The organism is Parashewanella curva (genome assembly GCF_003675895.1).
GTDB classification, from domain to species: Bacteria; Pseudomonadota; Gammaproteobacteria; order Enterobacterales; family Shewanellaceae; genus Parashewanella; species Parashewanella curva.
This window is the reverse complement of the sequence record NZ_ML014765.1, coordinates 39,913-60,321: the sequence shown is the minus strand read 5'-3', so window position 1 is coordinate 60,321 and position 20,409 is coordinate 39,913. Positions and strand designations below refer to the sequence as shown.

The following is a 20,409-nucleotide window of genomic DNA, read 5'->3' as shown; positions in this document are numbered from 1 at the left end:
TTTTAGGTAAAAGTTATGATCACACAAAATATCCATCTCCATTCCCGTCCAGAAGGTTTACCTTCAGCTGAAAACTTTAAACTTGTTGAAGTTACACTCCCAGAACTTAAAGAAGGAGAAGTTTTGGTTGAAAACTTATGGATGTCTGTTGATCCATACATGCGTGGAAGAATGATCGACCGCAAAAGCTACATTGCACCATTCCAAATCGGTGATGTGCTTGAGGGCGGTGCAATTGGTAAAGTTATCGAGTCTAAAAATGATAATTTAGCAGTGGGCACGCTTGTCACTCATATGATGGGGTGGCGCAAGCATTTTGTTTCATCAGCTGAACCACTTACAGCCCTGCCACAAACACCATACGATCCTTCTTACTTCTTAGGTGTCATGGGTATGCCGGGAATGACAGCATGGACGGGGTTAAACCGCATCGCTAACTTAAAAGCTGGCGAGACTTTATTCGTATCTGCGGCATCTGGAGCTGTTGGTAGTGTAGCATGCCAATTAGGCAAATTAATGGGCGCAAAAGTGGTTGGCTCGGTAGGCAGTGATGAAAAAGCAGATGCTTTAAGAGCTCTTGGCGTTGATGAAGTGATCAACTATAAGACTACAGATGATTTAAATGCAGCCCTCGCCCAAGCCGCACCTGAAGGGATTGACGTCTACTTTGAAAATGTCGGTGGTGAGCATTTAGAAGCTGCGCTAAACAATATGAAAGATTATGGCCGAATTGCCGTATGTGGCATGATTGCTCAATATAACGACACCAAACCAACCCCTGGACCTGCAAACCTTGCTCAAATTATCATTAAAAAGCTGAACATTGAAGGCTTTATTGTATTTGACCATTGGGAACATTATGGTGAATTTACTCAGCAAATGGGGCAATGGTTAGCTGAAGGGAAAATCAAAGTTGAGCAGACTGTTTTTGAAGGGCTAGAAAATGCACCTGATGCATTTATTGGGCTATTTGAAGGTAAAAACAAAGGAAAAATGTTAGTGAAACTATAAGTTATCGCTAAAAAAGGTTTGGAAGCAAAGAATGCCGCCAAACCTACTTTTCTATACTTTTAGCTTATTGGTCAACTGTCCAAATTGTCCATTTATACGCAGTAGAAGTACCTTCTACTGTTGATTCTGCTGTAACTCGGCGATTACGAGCATGGGCATAAGAATCATCGCCTTCAGCTGCTGGACGATCATAGCTAAACCCAACAGCATTTAGCCTAGCCGGCTCAATTTGGAACTCCTCAGAAAGCACTTTAATCACAGCTTTAGCACGTCTCTGTGAAAGCTCTTGATTATACTCGTAGCTTCCTGTTTTACTGGTATGCCCCTCGATTGTCACATTTAGATCAGGATTACTCTTTAAGAAAGAAGCAACTTCCTCTAATTGATTAAAATACTTGGGAGCTAAAAAAGCTGAATTATTCGCAAACTGAATATTCAACTCTTTTCGTTTTAAGTGCTTACTTACCGTGCCACAACCATAATTATCAACCTCTGCACCAGTTTCAGTTTTTAGGCATTTTTCTCTAGCAACAACTACACCATCGTTATCCTTATCGTTAAGATCATAAACTTGTGCCGTTGAACCACTCATGGGCTTTATGTCTCTTGTTGCACACCCAGTAGCAACAAGAGTTATTACTATAAAAATTATTGCTCTCATTTGTTTTCCTCCTTGAAAATATGAGTCATCATTTTCCTTGCCACTCAGGGGGACGAGTAACTCGTAATGAATCGAGTAATCGCCCTGTTGAATTTAGCACTCGGTACTTAGCCACAATTTCATCCAATTCTGCACGCAAATATGCTTTCCTAGATTCAAAGAGTTCATTTTCTGTATCAAGCAAATCCAACAATGTTCTTTGACCTAAACGGAACTGCTGCACATAAGCTTTTTGAGTTTCTTTTGCCGCCTCTACGTGTTGTCTTATATATTTTTTTTGCGGAGTAAGTAAATTCAAAGCATTCCATGAAAGATTGACTCCTTCAACCACTTCTCTGTGAGCCCGTTCTCGTATTTCTTTAGCTTCACTTATACGGTATGCACTTTCTTTTTCTTTGGCTAAGTCTTTTCCACCTGCATATAGGTTATAACGGAGTCTCAACATAGCAGAGTAGTTTTTAGTATGACCACCTACATCAGTTCTGAACGGAGGATTATTGGTTATACCATCTTCACCATTAGTATCATTGTTAGCAGTGCCATTTAACTCTAACGTTATTTTGGGATAATAATTTGACTTTGAAGTTTCTTGAGCTGACTTAGCTGCACTAATATCGCTCTTTGCAGCCTTTAAGATAGGATGATTTTCACTCGCCAACAGCAAAGTCTCAGACAAATTTTTAGGTAACATATCAGCATCTGGTACAGGCGCAACAATATCTTTTGGTTGCTGCGCTACTACTCTGTAAAACTGAGATTGAGTATCTAACAGGTTATTTTTAGCTGCAACCACATTGGCATTTGCTCTTGCTAAACGGCCTGTGATTTGGGATAAATCCGCTGTAGAACCTAAGCCAGAATTTGTTTTTTGCTTAATTTGATCAAAAATTTCTTGGTGAGTAGATAAATTCTTTTCGGCCAATGTCAGTATTTCCTGAGCATGAAGAACACCTATGTAAACTTTCACAACATCTAGTGCGACATTTTCTGCTTTCGAAAACAAACTCCATTGAGCAGCACTTGCCTCAAAATCAGTCCTTTCAGATTCACTGCTGGTATAAAAACCATCGAAAACCAACTGCCTAATACTTAACCCTAACTCACCGCGATTGAGGCGTTCATCACGATCATCAATATTTGCCCCTAACGAACTATCACGTCTTGTAGATGGCGAGTCAGTATATTCAACACCATACCCCGCGGTTAAATCAACGCTAGGAAGGTAACCCGACCAAGCTTGATTATGAATTTCTTGATTCGCTTTAAAGCGATTATAAGAAATACGCACTTCTGGATTGGTATCCAGAGCATGAGCAACAGCTTGTTCTAATGACTGAGCAGTTGCTATCGAGGGTAGCGCCCATAACCCAACAGCTAATGCAATGGGTGTAAGTTGCCTAATTCCTTTTAGGTCCATTTTCATCTCTCCGTATGTTTTATCTAGCGCAACGAGCGCGAATTATTAATTACTTGTTTATTTAAGATAAGAGCTCACCTCGTATATCGTGATCATCACGGTATTGGTTAAGTGCCTCTACAACAGTATTTTGATAAGCTTCACTCTCTGCAGATTCGTACGAATTCATTGAAAAACTATGAGATAATCCATTTTCATTGTCTTTTAATTCTAAGAGTTCCAAATTTTCTTCAAGCATAATGGACTGGTGTTCTAAATTGAATTGAGAATTAATTTTGTTCGATTCAACAGAGCTTAGCTCTGTATAGCCATTCCCAAAGAGTGAGTCATGGTTTATCAGTGAATCAAAAATATCAGAAGAAGTTAAAGGTTCAGATAACCCTGAAACTGAACTAGTGATATTGTTACTAGTTTGGTTAATTACATTTAAATCAATAACTAAGTTAGCCTCATCAGTATCACCATCAGCGTCTTTGACAATATAAGTAAAGCTTTCACTTTGATTATCAGGAATAAGATCAGCACTGACATTTAATGTGTATGTGTAGTTGCCTTCATCATCTATCTCTAACTCACCAAACTGCCCAGCAATAGTTACAGTTCCACCATTAACAGCTATCACAGTATCACCAAATTCAATACCGATGACTTCAAAGCCTTGATCCGCACCAGCAACACTTGTTTCGATAATATTGCCATTTAGACTTGGAGGGGTAAATTGGTCCCCTTCGACAATTCTAATAACTAAATCGTGACTGGTAGCTGTATTTTCTTCTGTTTCAATGGTTTGTTTAACATTACCACTAGCATCAACGAAACCGATAACTTGAATAGAATAAAGGCTTCCTTCATATTCAAATGTAACCGTTGAGTCACCGACTGTAATAATATCTTCTGGGGAGTCACTATTATTTGGAGTTTCATTGTGATCAAACTCAATATTCATATCGACAGAAGTCTCGACACCATTACTATCAGTTAAGGAGAATGCAATATTGAGCAATGCCTCACTAATAGAAGTACCGGAGCCAATTGAGAAGTTATAGTGGGTAAATGTGCCCAGAACAATATCTTGATTTAATGGTAGAGTATTACCTAAGTTAATATCATTATCAACAAACCCATAGCCTGATTGGCTACCAGAAGTTGTTCCCCAACGAATTTGATCTAATCCCAAATCATTGTCATTTCCATCAAACCTATTGACGGTACTATTAAAATTAGGATCACTAGGGTCACTATATAAATTAGCCCAGTTTGCTTCAATATTACTTGAAATAAAGGATTCAACTGAAATATCAAATACATGTGTATAACTATTTGCTGTAACTCCGTCATCTTCAAAAGCAACAAAGAAGCTACCAGTATCCACATTATTTTCACTATCAGTAACGATTACGGAAAACAAGGGTGAAATAGCATCCTCGGTGAGCGGATCTGCATGATCGACAGGCTGTAATAAGGTCACATCGTACGTCCAGGTTCCGCCTGTTGTGTTCACTGGCGCATTGAGCTTGATGGTCATGACTTGGTTCATGTCGGGGTCGGTGCCTGTGTAACCTATCAAGGTTTGGCTGCCATCATCCCAATGCCAATTAACCGCTTCTCCGCCAGAGTTTAATCCTGCTGGACCACCTAGCTCTAATGTTAAGTTATCTCCATCAACATTTGTCAGAACAATTGCACCACTGCCTGTAGCACTATCTGTAGTATCGATAACCCCATCATTATCAGGAACGCCACCGACTAATCCTTCTTCAGAAACATAGACACCTGTGGTAGCAATGTTCACTGAGTCGTTTTCTGGCGTCACTGCAATCGTCACTGTCGCTTCATCGGTATCGCCATCCACATCTCGTGCTATGTAATTAAAGCTGACTTCGCCATTGTAGTCACCTACTGGCTCAAAGGTAATGGTGCCATCTGCCGCAATGAGTACATTGCCATTTGTGACCGCGATGGTTTGCGCAGAGCCTGTCAGTGTTATTCCATTAATGGAGACTATAGATTTGCCGCCATCTGGGGCGGTGTCATTGGCGAGAAGATCTAAAGTAACGCTGCCATCCTCATCAACGTTGAAACTATCATCAATGGCATCTATCAGATCGTTTTGTGGTTCAACGGTGATGCTCACATTGGCTTCATCGGTATCGCCATCCACATCTCGTGCTATGTAATTAAAGCTGACTTCGCCATTGTAGTCACCTACTGGCTCAAAGGTAATGGTGCCATCAGCCGCAATGAGTACTTGGCCATTTGTGACTCCGATGGTCTGCGCTGAACCTGTCAGTGTTATTCCATTAATGGAGACGATAGATTTGCCGCCATCTGGGGCGATGTCGTTGGCGAGCAGGTCTAAGGTAACGCTGCCATCTTCAGGCACGTTGTAGTTATCATCAACAGCATCTATCAGATCATTAAGTGGTTCAACGGTGATGCTCACATTGGCTTCATCGGTATCACCATCGGCATCCTGTGCAACATAACTGAAGGTGACTTCGCCGTTGTAGTTAGCCGTTGGCTCAAAGGTAATGGTGCCATCTGCCGCAATGAGTACATTGCCATTTGTGACCGCGATGGCTTGCGCTGAGCCTGTTAGTGTTACTCCATTAATGGAGACTATAGATTTGCCGCCATCTGGGGCGGTGTCATTGGCGAGAAGATCTAAAGTAACGCTGCCATCCTCATCAACGTTGAAACTATCATCAATGGCATCTATCAGATCGTTTTGTGGTTCAACGGTGATGCTCACATTGGCTTCATCGGTATCACCATCGGCATCCTGTGCAACATAACTGAAGGTGACTTCGCCATTATAGTTAGCCGTTGGTTCAAAGGTGATGGTGCCATTTGCTGCAATGAATACTTGACCATTAGTAACCGCGATGGCTTGCGCTGTTCCCGTAAGAGCGACACCATTAATGGATTGAATTGCTAATCCACCGTCCGGCGCAGTATCGTTTGGCAGTAAATTTAATATTACTGAGCCATCTTCAGCTACCGAAAAGCTATCAGGCTCTGCATTTACATCATCATTTACCGGAGTAACCACTATCGTAAGTGTGGCCGATACCCCTGTATTAGTTGTATAAGTAATTAAAGGTAATGTGCCATGCCAATTCGCATCAGGCTCAAAACGGTAATCACCATTGGCATTAACAACCAAACCTCCGTTCTCAAGTTGAATATTCTGTCCAGCTGCAAAGCTTTGACCGTTAATTAAGATATTGGAAACCAATAAATTAGAATCTGGATCTACATCATTTGCCAATACATTACCTACAGCAACTTGATCTTCAGCAATGGTATTTGAGTCATTAGCTAGAACAGAATTGAATAAAACAATGCTTTCTTCTTGAGTATTTCCGTTAGGGTTTCCTCCGGCTAACCCAAGAGTATTAAACCCTGCTTGAGCAATGGTTTCGTCACCTGTTCGATCAATGGCAATAAAATCGAACCCACCTTCTTGCTGTGTTCCACCAGCTGCGGTTTCAATAGCTAAGGTTGGATCTCCACCCGCTAAAATGATTGCCTGAATATTTTCTATATCATTGGCATCGGTGACAGAAAGTAAGTTTTTGGAAGCATTGGATGAGGTAAAGTTCTCAGAGTTTGAATGAACTTCGCCATTTTCAAACTTAATAGTGAATAGTGCACCATCAAAAACAATGACGCTTGCTCCCTCAGGAATGAAGTCTCCAGCCTTTGCACGATATTCAATATCACCCAAAGTAACTTCAATTTGACCATTAACAGACTGAAACTTGCCTGCTTTCAAGACAGTGAACAATTCCATGTTAGCCCCTAAACGCTCGTCCTTGAGCGAAAAATAGATTAAATTTTATACAATATAAAAAGCCAATATAAAGGGGCGACCTTTGATAGTCAACAGATCATTTTACAAATGAATAACAGTAATAAATAATTCATTAGCACTTTATTTGAACACTTTTAGTCATTTTAATTTGCTCTATCAAAGTGAGATTCAGGTATAATGCTTCTTGATTAAAATACTGGAGCATTCTTTTGCAATTTACTGAGTTTTCCTTAGACCGCCGCATTATTGAAACCATCAACCACATGGGGTTTACTGAGGCTACACAAATACAGCAGCAAGCCATCCCGGTGGCTATGGTTGGTCGAGATCTAATGGCTTCGTCCAAAACAGGCTCAGGTAAAACATTAGCGTTTCTCTTACCTGCAATGCAAAGAGTAATATCTACAAAAGCATTAACGAAACGAGATCCTAGAGTTTTAATCTTATTACCTACTCGTGAACTAGCGCAGCAAGTGTATAGTCAGCTTCGTTTATTAGTTGCAAATACACGATATAAAGCAGTCAGTATTCTTGGCGGTGAAAATTTTAACGACCAAGCGAAAGCACTCGCGAAAGATCCTCACTTTATTGTTGGAACGCCAGGTCGAGTCACAGATCATTTATTTCAGAAGCATTTATATTTGAATGGTTTGGAATTTTTGATTCTAGACGAAGCAGATCGCATGCTCGATTTAGGCTTTGCACCTCAGCTTAGAGCCATCCATAAAGCCGCAGATCATCGCCGCCGTCAAACATTAATGTTTTCTGCCACACTAGAACACGACGAAGTCAATGAAATTGCTGCTGAACTATTAAAAGAACCAGAGCACATCTTGGTAGATAGCGGTCATACAGAACACAAAGATATCACTCAAAAAGTGTATTTATGTGATCATTTAGATCATAAAGAAGCCATACTTAATACTGTTCTCAAGCAAGATCAGCAAAAACAAATCATCATTTTTACCGCGACAAGAAATGATACTCAACGCCTTGCAGATAAATTGAATAAAGATGGTTTTAAGTCTATCGCTCTAAGCGGTAAATTAAATCAAAGTGCCCGTAACAAAATCATGGATCAATTCAGCCGAGGCCACTACCAAATCCTTGTTACTACTGATGTAGCATCACGAGGACTGGACTTACTGAATGTATCTTTGGTTGTAAATTTTGATATGCCAAAGATGACCGAAGAATACGTTCATCGTATTGGTCGAACAGGACGAGCAGGCGCTAAAGGTGACGCAGTATCCCTTGTTGGACCAAAAGACTGGGAAAGCTTTTTGAAAATCCAAACTTTCCTTCGCAAAACTTTCGATTTTTCAACATTCGAAGGGTTAAAAGGCAAGTTTAAAGGCTTTAAACCTAAGCCTAAAAACAAAGCAAAAGCGCCAAAACCTTATGCAAAAGCTTCTGCAAAGCGTAAACCGCAAAATAAAAAATCGAAACCTGCTCCGAAACGTGACAATCGATTTGCCAATTCAATAGATATTGGTGATGCGCCTATGCGTCGTAAACCAGCTGCTAACTTACCAATAGACGAAGATTAATAATTAGGAAATACAATGAGAATTTGTGGTGTAGAACTATCTGGTGGCGAAGCCATCTTATGCTTGTTAAGTTACGAAGGTGATACTTTTACCGTTCCTGAATGTAGAAAACGTTCATTCAGCGTATCTAAATCGAGCGAAACTGACAACATTCGTGACTTCTCCTTTGCATTCAATAAACTGATGGAAGATTATAAAATTGATCGTATCGTCATTTTAGAGCGTCACCAAAAAGGTAAGTTTGCAGGAAGTGCCACCAGCTTTAAACTTGAAGCGGCAATTCAATTACAAGAACGACCTGTCGATTTGATTTCTGTCTTAGATGTGAAGGAGCAAATTAAACGTAACCCTCCACATGTAGACTTCGATACACTTGGTTTAAAGAAATTCCAAAAAACAGCTTTTGAAACCGTTTACGCATTCCAAAATCGCTTGATCTACCAAAAGTAATTAGTTCGTAGCGGAGTTATTTTCACTCCGCTTTTTCTCCACGACATTCAGAGAATATATCCATCTTCTTATCGTAAACCGAAGTTGATACATCCATTAAGCCAAGTAAAGTTGAAAATAAGTTATCTTGGCTATAGGCACTGTGAGTATTCTTCCTTAAACACTCACCATCAATGTTTTTAATTTTGGCAAAGCTATCGGACATCCAAAACATCCACGGAACACGCTTTTGTTCTATTGGCGCAAATTTATAAGGTAATCCATGTAAGTAAATACCATTTTCACCTAGTGACTCACCATGGTCTGACATATACATTAAAGCCACATTATGACTAGACTCAAAACTCTTTAGCAAATCAATGGCTTTTGCCATAACAAGATCTGTATACCTCAGGGTATTGTCATAAACATTATAAATTTGTTCAGTAGTGCAGTTTTCAATATCCGATCTTTGACAACTTGGCTGATAAAAGTCCAAAGATTTAGGGTAACGCTCAAAATAAGTTGGACCGTGGCTTCCAATTAAGTGCAATACAACAAACTTATTGCCTTTCATTCCTTTAATTTGTGAGGGTAAACCTTTCAGTAAGGCCTCATCTTGACAACTTGAACCATTACAAAACTCATTGACCTGCGAAGTATCCAATTTTATTTGGCGAACATTCTTTGCCACATGCTTATCACCTCCGTCATTCTCTTTCCATAACACATCTATACCAGCACGCTGCATAATGTCTAGCACATCATCTTGGTTATCGGCACGCTTAACATCAAACTCAGTTCGGTTCATATTAGAGAACATGCACGGCACAGAAACAGCTGTAGCCGTGCCGCAAGAGGCTACCTCAGTGAAAACAAAAGGGTTTAACCTTTGAGTATAAGGAGTCGTATTTCGATGGTAACCGTTAAATGGATAATTCTGTGCTCTTGCCGTTTCACCCAATAAAAAAATAACTAAGTTCGGCTTCTTTGAAGCTTTCCCACCAAAGGCATTGGGATCCAATTTAGCATCTAAGCCAATTTCTTTATAAGACAACTTAGGACTAAAATATTTTTGCTTTACCAATTTAGTGACACTATAAAAAAACTCGGTAGGGATCACTAAATCTTGTAAATGGTTATGGCTACGACCAAAAGATGCATAGTCTTTGTAAAAAATAGCCGCAATAGAGAATATCCCCACCACCACAAGAATTAGCACTTTAAGCTTTTTAAGCACCAAGCTTTTAAAAGAGATGGCTTTTATTTTAACAAAGACCAAGATCAAGCTCGGCAAAATACCTAACAGCACCACCCAGCTGATTGAAATCGGGTTTATATATGAAGAAGCTTCCCCAACATTAGTGTCAAAAATATTGATCAACATATCTTCATTGAAAATCACACCATAACTGAAACTGGCATAGCTCATTGCACTAGAAATGAGCAATAACGGAATGAAAATCAATTTGATCAACTTAGGCCATGCCAGTACATGAAGTGCAAGGTAGATGATGAAAAAAAAGAAAATAGGGATAGATATAATAAAGGCGATACTATGCTGTGGTTCTTTTACAAAAATGTCGTACAACTTATGATAAACGGGGATATTTAGTACCAAGGTAAAATACAACGCTAAAAATGCGACGACGCTCTCAAATGATTTTTCACGCTCAAAGAAATTTTTTAATCGCATCACTTAACCTCACAATCCCTAACCTTTTTGTCTTGATTAAGTTAAGTACAATTCTAAGGATTTGCAGCACTATCAAGGGCGATTACTTAACTAAAATTGTGAACCAAAAACATTGACTGAGAATAGTTTTTATTTAGAATACATTGAGTGTTGGTAAATTGAGCGTACTGAAGTGACTAAATTAGAACGAAAGCAACTTAAGAAGTTCGACAAGCTTTTGAAAAAAGTCTGTAAAAAACAGGCTAAGAAGTCACTGCCAACACTTGATGCTGAGTCTTCAAAAAAACAGCTCAAAAAACAGCTCAAAAAACAGCGCAAAAAATTAACAAGAGAGGCTTATAGGCAGCTCAAACTTCAATTTAAACTGCCTTCGAAAAAAGAAATAAAGCAACAAGCGAAGCAAACCGTATTACAGCAGTTAAATATCCAAACTAGCCAGAACGATGAGCAGTACTCTTTTGAGTCAATCCCAGCTATTTCCCTAACCGTACCGCTAAAAGCAAAGCCTTGCGGTGGATGTCCTGCTCTTAAAAACGGTTTATGTAAATGCGCAATTAAAAAGCAAAATCGCAAGTTAGATGGCAACCACCTTCGCCACGCTGCCGGTTGAGTTTTTCGAAATATCTATACGCTGCTGAATTTGCTCTTTCATTTCAGTAACGTGAGAAATCACCCCAATCATTCGGCCTGTGGATTGTAAATCCATTAGTGTTCGCACTGCCAAATCTAATGAGTCTTGATCTAGGCTGCCGAAACCTTCATCAATGAATAAGGTATCGAGCTTAATGCCACCTGCATAGGCTTGTACGACTTCGGATAATGCGAGTGCTAACGATAATGCCGCCATAAATGACTCGCCGCCACTTAACGTTGCCACATCTCGAACTTTCGATGTATAAGCATCTTCTACCTCTAAATCGAGTCCAGATGCCTTATTACCTTTAGCTTTATCCTCTTTGCGATATAAACGATATCGCCCCTTACTCATTACGCTTAATCGAGTACTGGCATCCAATAGTACATCATCCAACAACACACTTAATACAAAACGGTTTAAACTGATTTTGTTCCCTGTTTGTCCGTTCGCAATGTCAGACAAAGTACCCACAACCGCATACTCTTGCTCTAGGGATTTAGAGGTTTCATCTACCTCAACCAACCTTGTTTGAATATTGTGTAATTGAGAACGAGTTGACTCCAACGCCTGCCAAGCTTGCTCTTTATCTTTCAATAATTGCTGTTTTTGCTTCACAACCTGTTCAAGCAATGCCGTTTCTGGTGGTTCTTGCCCTTCCAGATCTTTATTGAACCCAGAAACTTGAGCCTCATTTACGGCAAGCTGCTGCTGATATTGTTCAACTTGCTCCTTTAATTGAACTTGCTTGTCTTGGTCGATGATCGATTTTTCAACTGCAGCTCCATCTGCAAAGCCAGCATCTGATGACTGTTGCTCAAATACTTTTTGAGCTTCATCACTATTAACTTGTGTCTCTTTTATTCGTTCTTCGGCACTGGTTAATACTGATTTGGCAGACGCTAGCCGCTCATTTAGTTGTGTCGATTGTTGCAGAAGGTTTTTGAGCTGATTATCTAAATCTTGAGCCAACTTTTCAGCATCCGACAGTGAGGATGATAGCTGTTCAGCATCATTTATATTGTCTGGTAATTGCTGGTCAACAGATGCTAGCTTCGCTTGAAGCTCTGTGACGACTTTGTCTTGGCGGTTTGCTTCTGTAGTTAATGACTCTAACTCTTGACGACATTGCTGTTCTTGCTGCTCAATTCCTTGCAATTGCTGTTGAGTTTGATTCAAGCTACTTTGAGCTTGAATCGCTTGCTGTAACTGAGCATATAGAGCTTTATGCTGATTTTGCCATTCTGATATGGGTTGAATTAGGTAGTCAGCTAATTGTTCTTTTAAAGGCTGTATTTGAGTATTTAACAGCTTTAATTGATCTTGCAAACTTGAATACTGACTTCTAGCGTCATTTAGTTTTTGAAGTGCTTGCTGCTCAGCTTTTGCAGCAGTGTCTAACTGCCGTTCAGTTGGTGGTGTGACACTTGCCGTCGCTAACTGAGGATGCTCAACACTGCCACATACAGGACAAGCATCACCATTATTTAATTGGCTTGCTAACACTGCCGCTTGGCTTTGGTGCCAAGTTAACTGTAACATTTTATATTCTGACTCAGCTTGCTGATGGCTCGCTTTAAGGGCTAACCCCTGCTGTTTAGCTTGTTCAAGTTGCTGCTGTAACCTGTTGACTTGCGCTTTTTGTTGCTGATATTGCTCATAGCGACTCAATATGCTCTCAAGTGTGTTAACTTGATTTTGCAGCTCAAACTGAGCGCTGGACTGCTTTTGTAGTTCCCCGACTTGCTGCTGTAACTGTATTTTATGAGCAGCCAGCTGTTGTAATGCTTGTTTCGCTTCGCCCTCTTTTTGTTTTCCAATATTAAGCTGCTGGTTATTGCGATGCACTTGCTCTACAAGGTTTTGTTTCTCAATGACCAAAGGTTGTAGCTGTTGTAATCGTTCCAACTTAATATGAGCTTGTTTAAGATCAGATTCTAGTTGGGGTTGCTGTTGTAGTTGCTGTTGAAATGCTTGAAGCTCGCCCTCAATTTTTTGTAATTGATGCTGTGCACTTTTAAGCTGAAGCTCTGAGTTACTATGTTCTTGTTGGCGCTGCTTAAAATTCTCAAATACAGGTAATAGTTTACTGGCTTGATGAGCCAGTTCGAGCTTATGTTTGATTTGATCAATAGTTTCAGCTTGTTGCTTTAATTGCTGCTGCTTTTCTTTAGCATTATTAAACTCGACAAACTTTTGCTTAAGTTGCTGTGCCGATTCTAACGACTTAGTTGCCGTCTGTAATTCCATTTGAGCACTATGCTTTTGCTTTTCAGCTTGCTCAAGTTGCGGCTTTAGCCCTTCGGTTTGTTCAGCAAGTGCTTTATCCGAATCCAGCTCTGCCGATTGTAAAATGCCTTTACGTTGGTTACGAATATCTTGCACTTGTTGGCGAATCGAAGCTGATTGCTGTTTAAGCTGATCTTCAATTCGTTTATAAATTTGAGTCTGGAACAACTGACCAAAAATCTTTTCACGAGATTTAGAATCGGCCATTAACAGTTCACGAAACTTACCTTGTGGCAACACCATTACTTGCCTGAATTGTTCAACATCCAACCCGATCAGTTGCTCTATTTCAGTCGTCGCTTCAGATACTTTTGTCTCCACCAACAGGGTTTGTGTACCATCGGTTTCAATTCGATATAACTGAGCTTCTGGCTTTTGCTGGGTAAAACCATCCCCACTTTTTTTCTTACGCGCTTGCTCAGGCACACGACGAATACGATAACAGTCTTCACCTAAGCGAAATTGAAAAGTCACTTCTGTTAATAAATCATCATCGGCCATATCACAGCGCATTTGAGTACCTTCACGCTCATTGCCTGTAGTTTTTCCATATAACGCAAAACAAATGCCATCAAGAATGGTGGTTTTACCTGCACCTGTTGGACCATTGATTAAAAACAAGGCGTGTTCCGACAAGGCATTAAAGTCTATGTCTTGGGTATGTGAAAAAGGCCCAAATGCTGACATGCTTAATAATTCAGGCTTCATTAGTTTTCCTTGTTTTTATGTAGCTGTTCCAACAAATTGCCCATTAACGCTTGCTGATCGGTATTTAAGTTCTCCCCAGTCATTTCAGTAAAGAAACTGGAGAACATATCCATTTCGTTTTGCTTGATGTGCTGACGCCTGATTTCTGTTTTTTCTGAGTTTGCTAATAAACCGGCACGCTCAAGGTGTAACACATTTGGATACACAGCTCTTAGTTTGCCCATTGCGTCCAAGATTGCATGCTTATCTTGCAAACGTACCAGTATATAATCCTCTGAGTTAGAGTCACTTTTGCCTTGCTCAATAATGTCTTCAAGAAAGCCATCTATCACTCTGACATCTCTAGGACTAGTGAGCGGTAATAGCGTAATTTCAGGTTTGTTTGAGTCACAACTAAACTCCACCAGCGTGACAGATTTATTATGATTAGTTTCACTAAACGAATATTTCAACGGTGAGCCTGAGTAGCGAACATGCTCAGCCCCTTTGTACTGTGGTCCATGCAAGTGCCCAAGCGCCACATAATCAAATGGCTCAAATAAAGTAGCACTGATCTTATCAGCGCCACCAACACTCAATGGTCGTTCGGACTCTGAGTCAATCGCTCCATCAATAAAACAATGGCTGATCACCACTTTGGGTAAGCCCTTACTATCGTGATCATGTATTTGCTTCAGCAAAACATTCATGGCTTGTTCGTGGGTACTAACCTCACAATCAAACAACTCTCTCACTCGCGATGGTTCAGCGTACGGAATGGTATAGAAAATCGCATTGCTATTTTTACCTTTCAGCTCGATATGGCAAAGTGTTTTGGTTAAAGGTCCAATAATATGAAGACCGCTGTTAGACATTTGGTTTGAACCAAAACCAAGCCGCTGATGGCTATCATGGTTACCTGCAATCATGATCACTTGAATACCCAGACCGAGTATTTGATTGAGTGCTTTATTGAGTAACTCAACTGAAGTTGCTGGAGGAACGGAGCGATCATAAATATCACCAGCGACAATTAAGGCATCGACATTATGCTCTAAGGCAAGCTCAATAATTTGGTTGAGCACAGCTTCCTGCTCGTTATGCAAAGATTGGTTATGGAGGTATCGACCGATATGCCAATCAGAAGTATGCAGAAATTTCATTTTTTGCTCCTAAGCAGAAAATTGATCAAGCAGTAACTTGATACTCATTGCCAATGACATGATCACAACCATAGGACGGATCAACTTAGAACCTTTAGATAAAACTAACCGAGAACCGATATTCGCCCCAATGGCCTGCCCTATCATCATGATAAAGCCCAGCAACCAAACCACATGACCACCAATGATGAAAATAATAAGGGATGCTAGATTAGTAGAAAAATTTAACAGTTTCGCGTGAGCCGTTGCCTTACCTAATCCAAAACCGTATAGCATGACAAAGGCCAATGCGAAGAAGCTACCCGTTCCAGGGCCAAAAAAACCATCGTAAAAACCAACAGCTAGTGCTGCTGTAAAAGCAAACACTGTGGGTGTAAGAACCTGATGTTTGTCATCATCTGAGAGCTTCTTTGAAAACAGGAAATAGGTTCCAATGCCAAGAATTAGAAAGGGCAGAATAATTTTCAATATTTGAGGGTCTACTTGTTGAACGGCGAAAGCTCCTGCGGCCGCTCCCACAAAAGCACATACAACAGCCAACCATATACTGCTAATTTTAACGACTCCGTGACGGATAAAATACCAGCTTGCAGAAAAGCTTCCTGCACTAGATTGCAGTTTATTGGTTGCAAGCGCAGCAACAGGCGGAAGTCCTGCCCACATTAAAGCAGGAACAGTAAGTAATCCTCCTCCACCCGCAATAGAGTCAATAAAGCCAGCAATCACTGCAACGGAAAAAAGTATCAATGCTATTTGAAGTGTTAGCTCAAAATCCATGCGTATCCCATAAAAGAAATGAGATTGCATTATACGCCTTACCCACTGAAATCAAACGGTAAACTTTTTGGGATATTCTCATATACCTACTAAAATTACTTATGACCATGCCACGAGGCAATTTGAGGAACAGCAAGGTTTAGTTATGAGCAAGGATTATCGCTTCGATAAAGATGAATGGGATGAAGGTTCAGATCACATTGAAGCCAAGCATGAAAAACGCAAGTGGAAAAAAGAAAAGGACTTTAGAGCCAAAAAGAAAAAGTCTAAATTTGATGAAAATTATTTAGAAAACGAGAAAAACTAGCTTTATTCTTTTTGCATTGAATATAGAACCATTGATGTTTTCATTTTGATGAGTGCAAAGCTATGCACTCATCTAGCTTTTGAATCAGCAAATAAGTAGAACGTCAATTACTTACATTCCAAATAGTCACAACAACAAACGAGAGGAGCAACAAAAAAGCAGCAAATAGCAAGCCTTATGCTGTTGCAGCATTTGCCACATACAGAATAGTTAGCTGACCGCGGTTTGAAACTCAATAAAGTCACTTTTTCGGAAATGGGTGGAGCGTTAATTAAAACACGATCACTAAAGCTTACCGTTAAGTCTCCTTCCACTGCTGCAGACATATGCCCTCCGAAAAACTGATCTTCTAATAACCGCTAAGTATTAGTGAGAGCAACCTTCTCCACATTCATGCTCTTCATCGGCAAACTCATCATCGCCTTCTTGATGTTGCATCACGCCCCAACCATCAGAAATACCATCATATTCTTCAGCATAAGTATGAAGTTCTGACTCAGTAGTAATGATGGCATCATACTCAGGCATCATATGAATAGAAACAATCAATTCCCACTTTGTCGATTCTTCATTGAACAACAATTCAACTTCACCTTCACGATCAGAGTTAACAAGATCTTCAAGGGCTGTTTCCGCATCGCGTTGTTCGTCAAACACAAGGAAAAAGTCAATATTTTGTGGCTTAGAGAGATCCATGCCAGCATCAGCCATAGCGGCTAGCATTTGCCCGTTATCATCATCAGGAAACTGCATTATTTCATCCTCAGAGGTGATCATTACCGATTCACCGTTAAAAGTAACTATATCACCCGCAACTACTTTTTTACGTTTGCGGGTTTCTACTTCACCATTTACTAGAACATAACCTTCAGAGATAACGTGCTTAGCTTCAGCTCCAGCACTGATCATCCCTTGAATTTTCAGAATCTTATATAGCTCAATAAACTCATCACCAGAGCGAAGTTCTAGTGTTTCAATCTCAGACATGTTTTAACCAATGAAAAATAAAAGGGATTATACTGGTTTATCGAGGAATTTCCCTAGACAATAATCCATAAACATAGTCATCACTCCAGTTTTGACCTATTTTAATGTTTTCTCGCAATAAACCTTCTTGCTGAAACCCTGACTTTTCCAGAACTCGTTGCGAACTGACATTTTGAGAAGAACAATAAGCAACAAATTTATGAATATCGAACTGATCTCTGCCCCACTTGGTTATAGTTTTTAAACTTTCAGTAGCGTAACCTTTACCTTGTTGTTCTGGAGTTAACATATACCCCACTTCAACATGTTTTAATTCAAGATCAAAACAATGAAAGCCATTGTATCCAACAAACTCACCTAAGTTATCTTCCAACACCAACATAAGCCAACCACCCGATTTGAAAGTCCAAGGTTGGGTCTTAATATTGAAACGACTGCGAATGTCGCTGTCTGGCAAAACTTCACGAATATAACGATTAACCTCAGGTGATAGGTTTAGTTTTAAGTAGTTATCCCAATCGGACTGATTAGGCACACGATATGTAAGATTCAGGCTTGAAGGCAGGTTCATGGCTTCCTCAGACTAAAAAGGCGACTTCATTGTCGCCTTGAGGTAACCAAATTACATAAGTTATTGATTAGATGCAATCCAGCTATCAATTTTATCTTCCATCACCGCCATTGGCAGTGAGCCGGTCGTCAAAATTTGATCATGGAATGCCTTAATATCAAATTTATTACCCAGTGCTTTTTCAGCACGTTCACGAAGCTCGATAATCTTTAACTGACCAATTTTATACGACAATGCCTGCCCCGGAATAGCCATATAACGCTCAACTTCAGCGGTAATATCAGATTCAGCCATTGGCGAATTATCTTTCATGTATTGAATTGCTTGTTCACGACTCCAGCCTTTAGCATGTAGACCTGTATCAACAACTAAACGCATCGCACGAAGCATTTCATCTGATAACTTGCCGAAGTATTGGTAAGGATCTTTAAATAAACCCATTTCCATTCCTAGGTATTCTGCATAAAGCGCCCATCCCTCTTCAAAAGCGGTATACCCACTAAAGCGTTGGAACTGAGGCACACCTTTAAGTTCTTGCTTAATGGCTATTTGAAAATGATGTCCTGGAGCCGCTTCATGCAAAGATAAGGTTGTCATGCCCCACTTAGGCTGAGCTTTCAAATTGTAGGTATTGATGTAGAAAATGCCTGGACGAGAACCATCTACAGCAGGAGATTGATAAGATGCACCAGCAGCAGATTGTTCACGGAACGCTTCTACTGGCTTAACAATGTAATCCGCCTCTGGCATTACATTGAAATATTTAGGCAGCTCTTTGTTAATACTGTCTTTAAGCCCCATATAACCATCAACTAGGTCTTGGCGCTCAGTAAAGAAGTATTTAGGATCTGACGATAGGTGTGCGAAAAATGCTTTTAAATCACCTTTAAATCCAACTTGTTCACGAACTTTATCCATTTCAGATAAAATACGAGCCACTTCTGATAACCCAATCTCATGAATTTCATCTACGGGCATTTTGGTAGTGGTGTGCTGGTTTGCTAAATGCTGATACCAAGCTTTACCATTAGGCAATCCCCACCAACCATCAGCCGCACGTGTTTTAGGGATATAGGTATCTTTAAAATAGTCTTTTAATGAAGCTAAAGCTGGAACCAACTTTTCAGCAATCATTTTTTTATAAGACGCCGTTAACTCAGCTTTCTGCGAGTCGGTAAAATTGTCAGGAATATTTTTGATTGGCGCAAAAAAGATACTTTCTTCAGGATTGGCAACAATATGAGCTTGAAGCTGTGGCACTATTTTCTCAGCTAAAACACGTGGAAGTACCACTTTGCTCTCAATGCCTTGGTTCATACGCTCTTGAGCTTGTTGAGTCCACTCAATAAATCCATCAAGACGAGACAACCAGTTTTGATAGTCTTCAACAGTTTTGAACGGTTGTGCGCTTTCTCCTGTACCTAGCTGAACCATGGTAATAACCGTGTTATAAAATTGATTCATCGGTAACCAACGTGACGGATAGGTTTCTGAAATCAGCTCCATGTTACGGTCGTAACCAAATAAGTCGTAACTGAATTGAAGGTTTGTCGGCAAGCTAGCGCGATCAATTTTTTTTAGCTTATCCAAATAACCTTGATTTAATTCGTGGCGAGCTTTGAGATATGCTTCTGTAAGGTTGCTACCAAATTCATCGTTATAATCGTTATTTCCAACAAAAGTAGCCATTAAAGGATTTAACTTAAGTTGATCTTTAAAGTAATTATCAACCAGATCAAGATAAATCTTTTCAGCTGACTGCTGTTTACTAGAAACAGCCGATGAAGCTTGCTTTTTAGATGTCACTTGAGTTTCTTGTACGTCATTATCCTGACAGGCAGATAAAGTTAATACTGAACTTATCGCCATAAAAAGAAGAGACTTTTTCATTTATATTTCCCTAAATTTAGTTTGTTTTTTGAAATCATCATCTCAAGTGATATTTCAAAATTGTCATCTATACTTAATTATTATCATCGTGACTTATCTTATTGATTTTAATAAAAATAAAGCTTTTGCTAAATTTTGCAAAAATTAAGCATTTTAGGTATTAAAGAGCTATTATAAATCAATAAGATAAACCTTTATTTTGCGCAATTATACCACTTTCCCATCATTTACATATCTAAGTTTTCATTATGCTAATTCAGCTAAAAATTTGTGTTGTTCCTGCTTTGTTACTGATATTTTTAGCACTCAAAGCCATATTTGAAATACTGCAAAGTCGAATGATTTGATAACAATTTATCTAAGTATCTGAGCATATACTTTCACATGATTTATGTTCAGTTCAGGCACTATACATGATACTTGAGCTCAAAAATACAGATAGCATTTCAAGCGAAAATAGAGTTGCAGGCTGCTTGATATAGGCATTAATAAAGGAGAAAGCTCTTGGTTGAGTGCTAGTGAT

At 39.7% G+C, this 20,409-nt stretch carries 15 protein-coding genes and 1 pseudogene; 5 read left to right on the top strand and 11 right to left on the bottom strand.

Going from position 1 to position 20,409, the window contains the following annotated elements:
• Positions 1–15: 15 nt before the first annotated feature.
• Positions 16–1,011, top strand: coding sequence for an NADP-dependent oxidoreductase (locus D5018_RS07135; protein ID WP_121838321.1), 996 nt, complete (start codon positions 16–18; stop codon positions 1,009–1,011).
• Positions 1,012–1,075: 64 nt separating this feature from the next.
• Here the strand turns inward: D5018_RS07135 and D5018_RS07130 are convergent, their stop codons facing one another.
• From D5018_RS07130 to D5018_RS07120, 3 genes are read right to left on the bottom strand one after another with little or no spacing between them, the layout of a single operon-like run.
• Positions 1,076–1,672 carry an OmpA family protein gene (locus D5018_RS07130; protein WP_121838320.1) on the bottom strand — a complete coding sequence of 199 codons (597 nt, stop codon included), beginning with the start codon at positions 1,670–1,672 and terminating at the stop codon, positions 1,076–1,078.
• Between the two features lie 28 nt (positions 1,673–1,700).
• Positions 1,701–3,095, bottom strand: a complete 1,395-nt coding sequence (locus tag D5018_RS07125; RefSeq protein WP_243637397.1) for a TolC family outer membrane protein — start codon at positions 3,093–3,095, stop codon at positions 1,701–1,703.
• A gap of 55 nt (positions 3,096–3,150) precedes the next feature.
• Positions 3,151–6,885 carry a retention module-containing protein gene (locus D5018_RS07120; protein ID WP_121838318.1) on the bottom strand — a complete coding sequence of 1,245 codons (3,735 nt, stop codon included), beginning with the start codon at positions 6,883–6,885 and terminating at the stop codon, positions 3,151–3,153.
• A 230-nt stretch (positions 6,886–7,115) separates the two neighbouring features.
• Here D5018_RS07120 and D5018_RS07115 point away from each other — a divergent pair, with 230 nt between their 5' ends.
• Positions 7,116–8,456: a DEAD/DEAH box helicase gene (locus tag D5018_RS07115; RefSeq protein ID WP_121838317.1), complete on the top strand. Its 1,341-nt coding sequence runs from the start codon at positions 7,116–7,118 to the stop codon at positions 8,454–8,456.
• Between the two features lie 15 nt (positions 8,457–8,471).
• Entirely contained in the window at positions 8,472–8,906 is a 435-nt protein-coding gene (locus tag D5018_RS07110) for a DUF3010 family protein (RefSeq protein ID WP_121838316.1), read from the top strand.
• Positions 8,907–8,928: 22 nt separating this feature from the next.
• Here D5018_RS07110 and D5018_RS07105 read toward each other — a convergent pair whose 3' ends face one another.
• Positions 8,929–10,581, bottom strand: a complete 1,653-nt coding sequence (locus D5018_RS07105; protein ID WP_121838315.1) for a phosphoethanolamine transferase — start codon at positions 10,579–10,581, stop codon at positions 8,929–8,931.
• Positions 10,582–10,753: 172 nt separating this feature from the next.
• Between D5018_RS07105 and D5018_RS07100 the strand changes: the two genes are divergently transcribed.
• Entirely contained in the window at positions 10,754–11,191 is a 438-nt protein-coding gene (locus D5018_RS07100; protein WP_121838314.1) for a hypothetical protein, read from the top strand.
• Here D5018_RS07100 and D5018_RS07095 read toward each other — a convergent pair.
• From D5018_RS07095 to D5018_RS07085, 3 genes are read right to left on the bottom strand one after another with little or no spacing between them, the layout of a single operon-like run.
• Complete coding sequence (locus D5018_RS07095; RefSeq protein ID WP_121838313.1) at positions 11,156–14,212, bottom strand: AAA family ATPase; 3,057 nt, start codon at positions 14,210–14,212, stop codon at positions 11,156–11,158. The genes D5018_RS07100 and D5018_RS07095 overlap by 36 nt on opposite strands.
• Positions 14,212–15,354 (bottom strand): exonuclease SbcCD subunit D, encoded by a 1,143-nt coding sequence (locus D5018_RS07090; protein WP_121838312.1) that lies wholly within the window; start codon positions 15,352–15,354, stop codon positions 14,212–14,214. The genes D5018_RS07095 and D5018_RS07090 overlap by 1 nt, the downstream gene beginning before the upstream one ends.
• Positions 15,355–15,363: 9 nt before the next feature.
• Positions 15,364–16,131: a TSUP family transporter gene (locus D5018_RS07085; protein WP_121838343.1), complete on the bottom strand. Its 768-nt coding sequence runs from the start codon at positions 16,129–16,131 to the stop codon at positions 15,364–15,366.
• A gap of 145 nt (positions 16,132–16,276) precedes the next feature.
• On the opposite strand from D5018_RS07085, the gene D5018_RS21650 reads away from it, so the two are divergent.
• Complete coding sequence (locus D5018_RS21650) at positions 16,277–16,438, top strand: hypothetical protein (protein ID WP_165905014.1); 162 nt, start codon at positions 16,277–16,279, stop codon at positions 16,436–16,438.
• Between the two features lie 366 nt (positions 16,439–16,804).
• On the opposite strand, the gene D5018_RS07080 is transcribed toward D5018_RS21650, so the two are convergent.
• The 4 genes and pseudogenes from D5018_RS07080 to D5018_RS07065 form a co-directional block, all read right to left on the bottom strand.
• Positions 16,805–17,191, bottom strand: a complete 387-nt coding sequence (locus D5018_RS07080) for a ribonuclease E inhibitor RraB (protein WP_121838342.1) — start codon at positions 17,189–17,191, stop codon at positions 16,805–16,807.
• 6 nt (positions 17,192–17,197) lie between these two features.
• Positions 17,198–17,425, bottom strand: a pseudogene (locus D5018_RS07075) (RNA-binding S4 domain-containing protein); the annotation flags it as partial.
• A 37-nt stretch (positions 17,426–17,462) separates the two neighbouring features.
• Positions 17,463–17,996, bottom strand: coding sequence for a GNAT family N-acetyltransferase (locus tag D5018_RS07070; RefSeq protein ID WP_121838311.1), 534 nt, complete (start codon positions 17,994–17,996; stop codon positions 17,463–17,465).
• 60 nt (positions 17,997–18,056) lie between these two features.
• Positions 18,057–19,886, bottom strand: coding sequence for a DUF885 domain-containing protein (locus D5018_RS07065; protein ID WP_121838310.1), 1,830 nt, complete (start codon positions 19,884–19,886; stop codon positions 18,057–18,059).
• Positions 19,887–20,409: the final 523 nt, after the last annotated feature.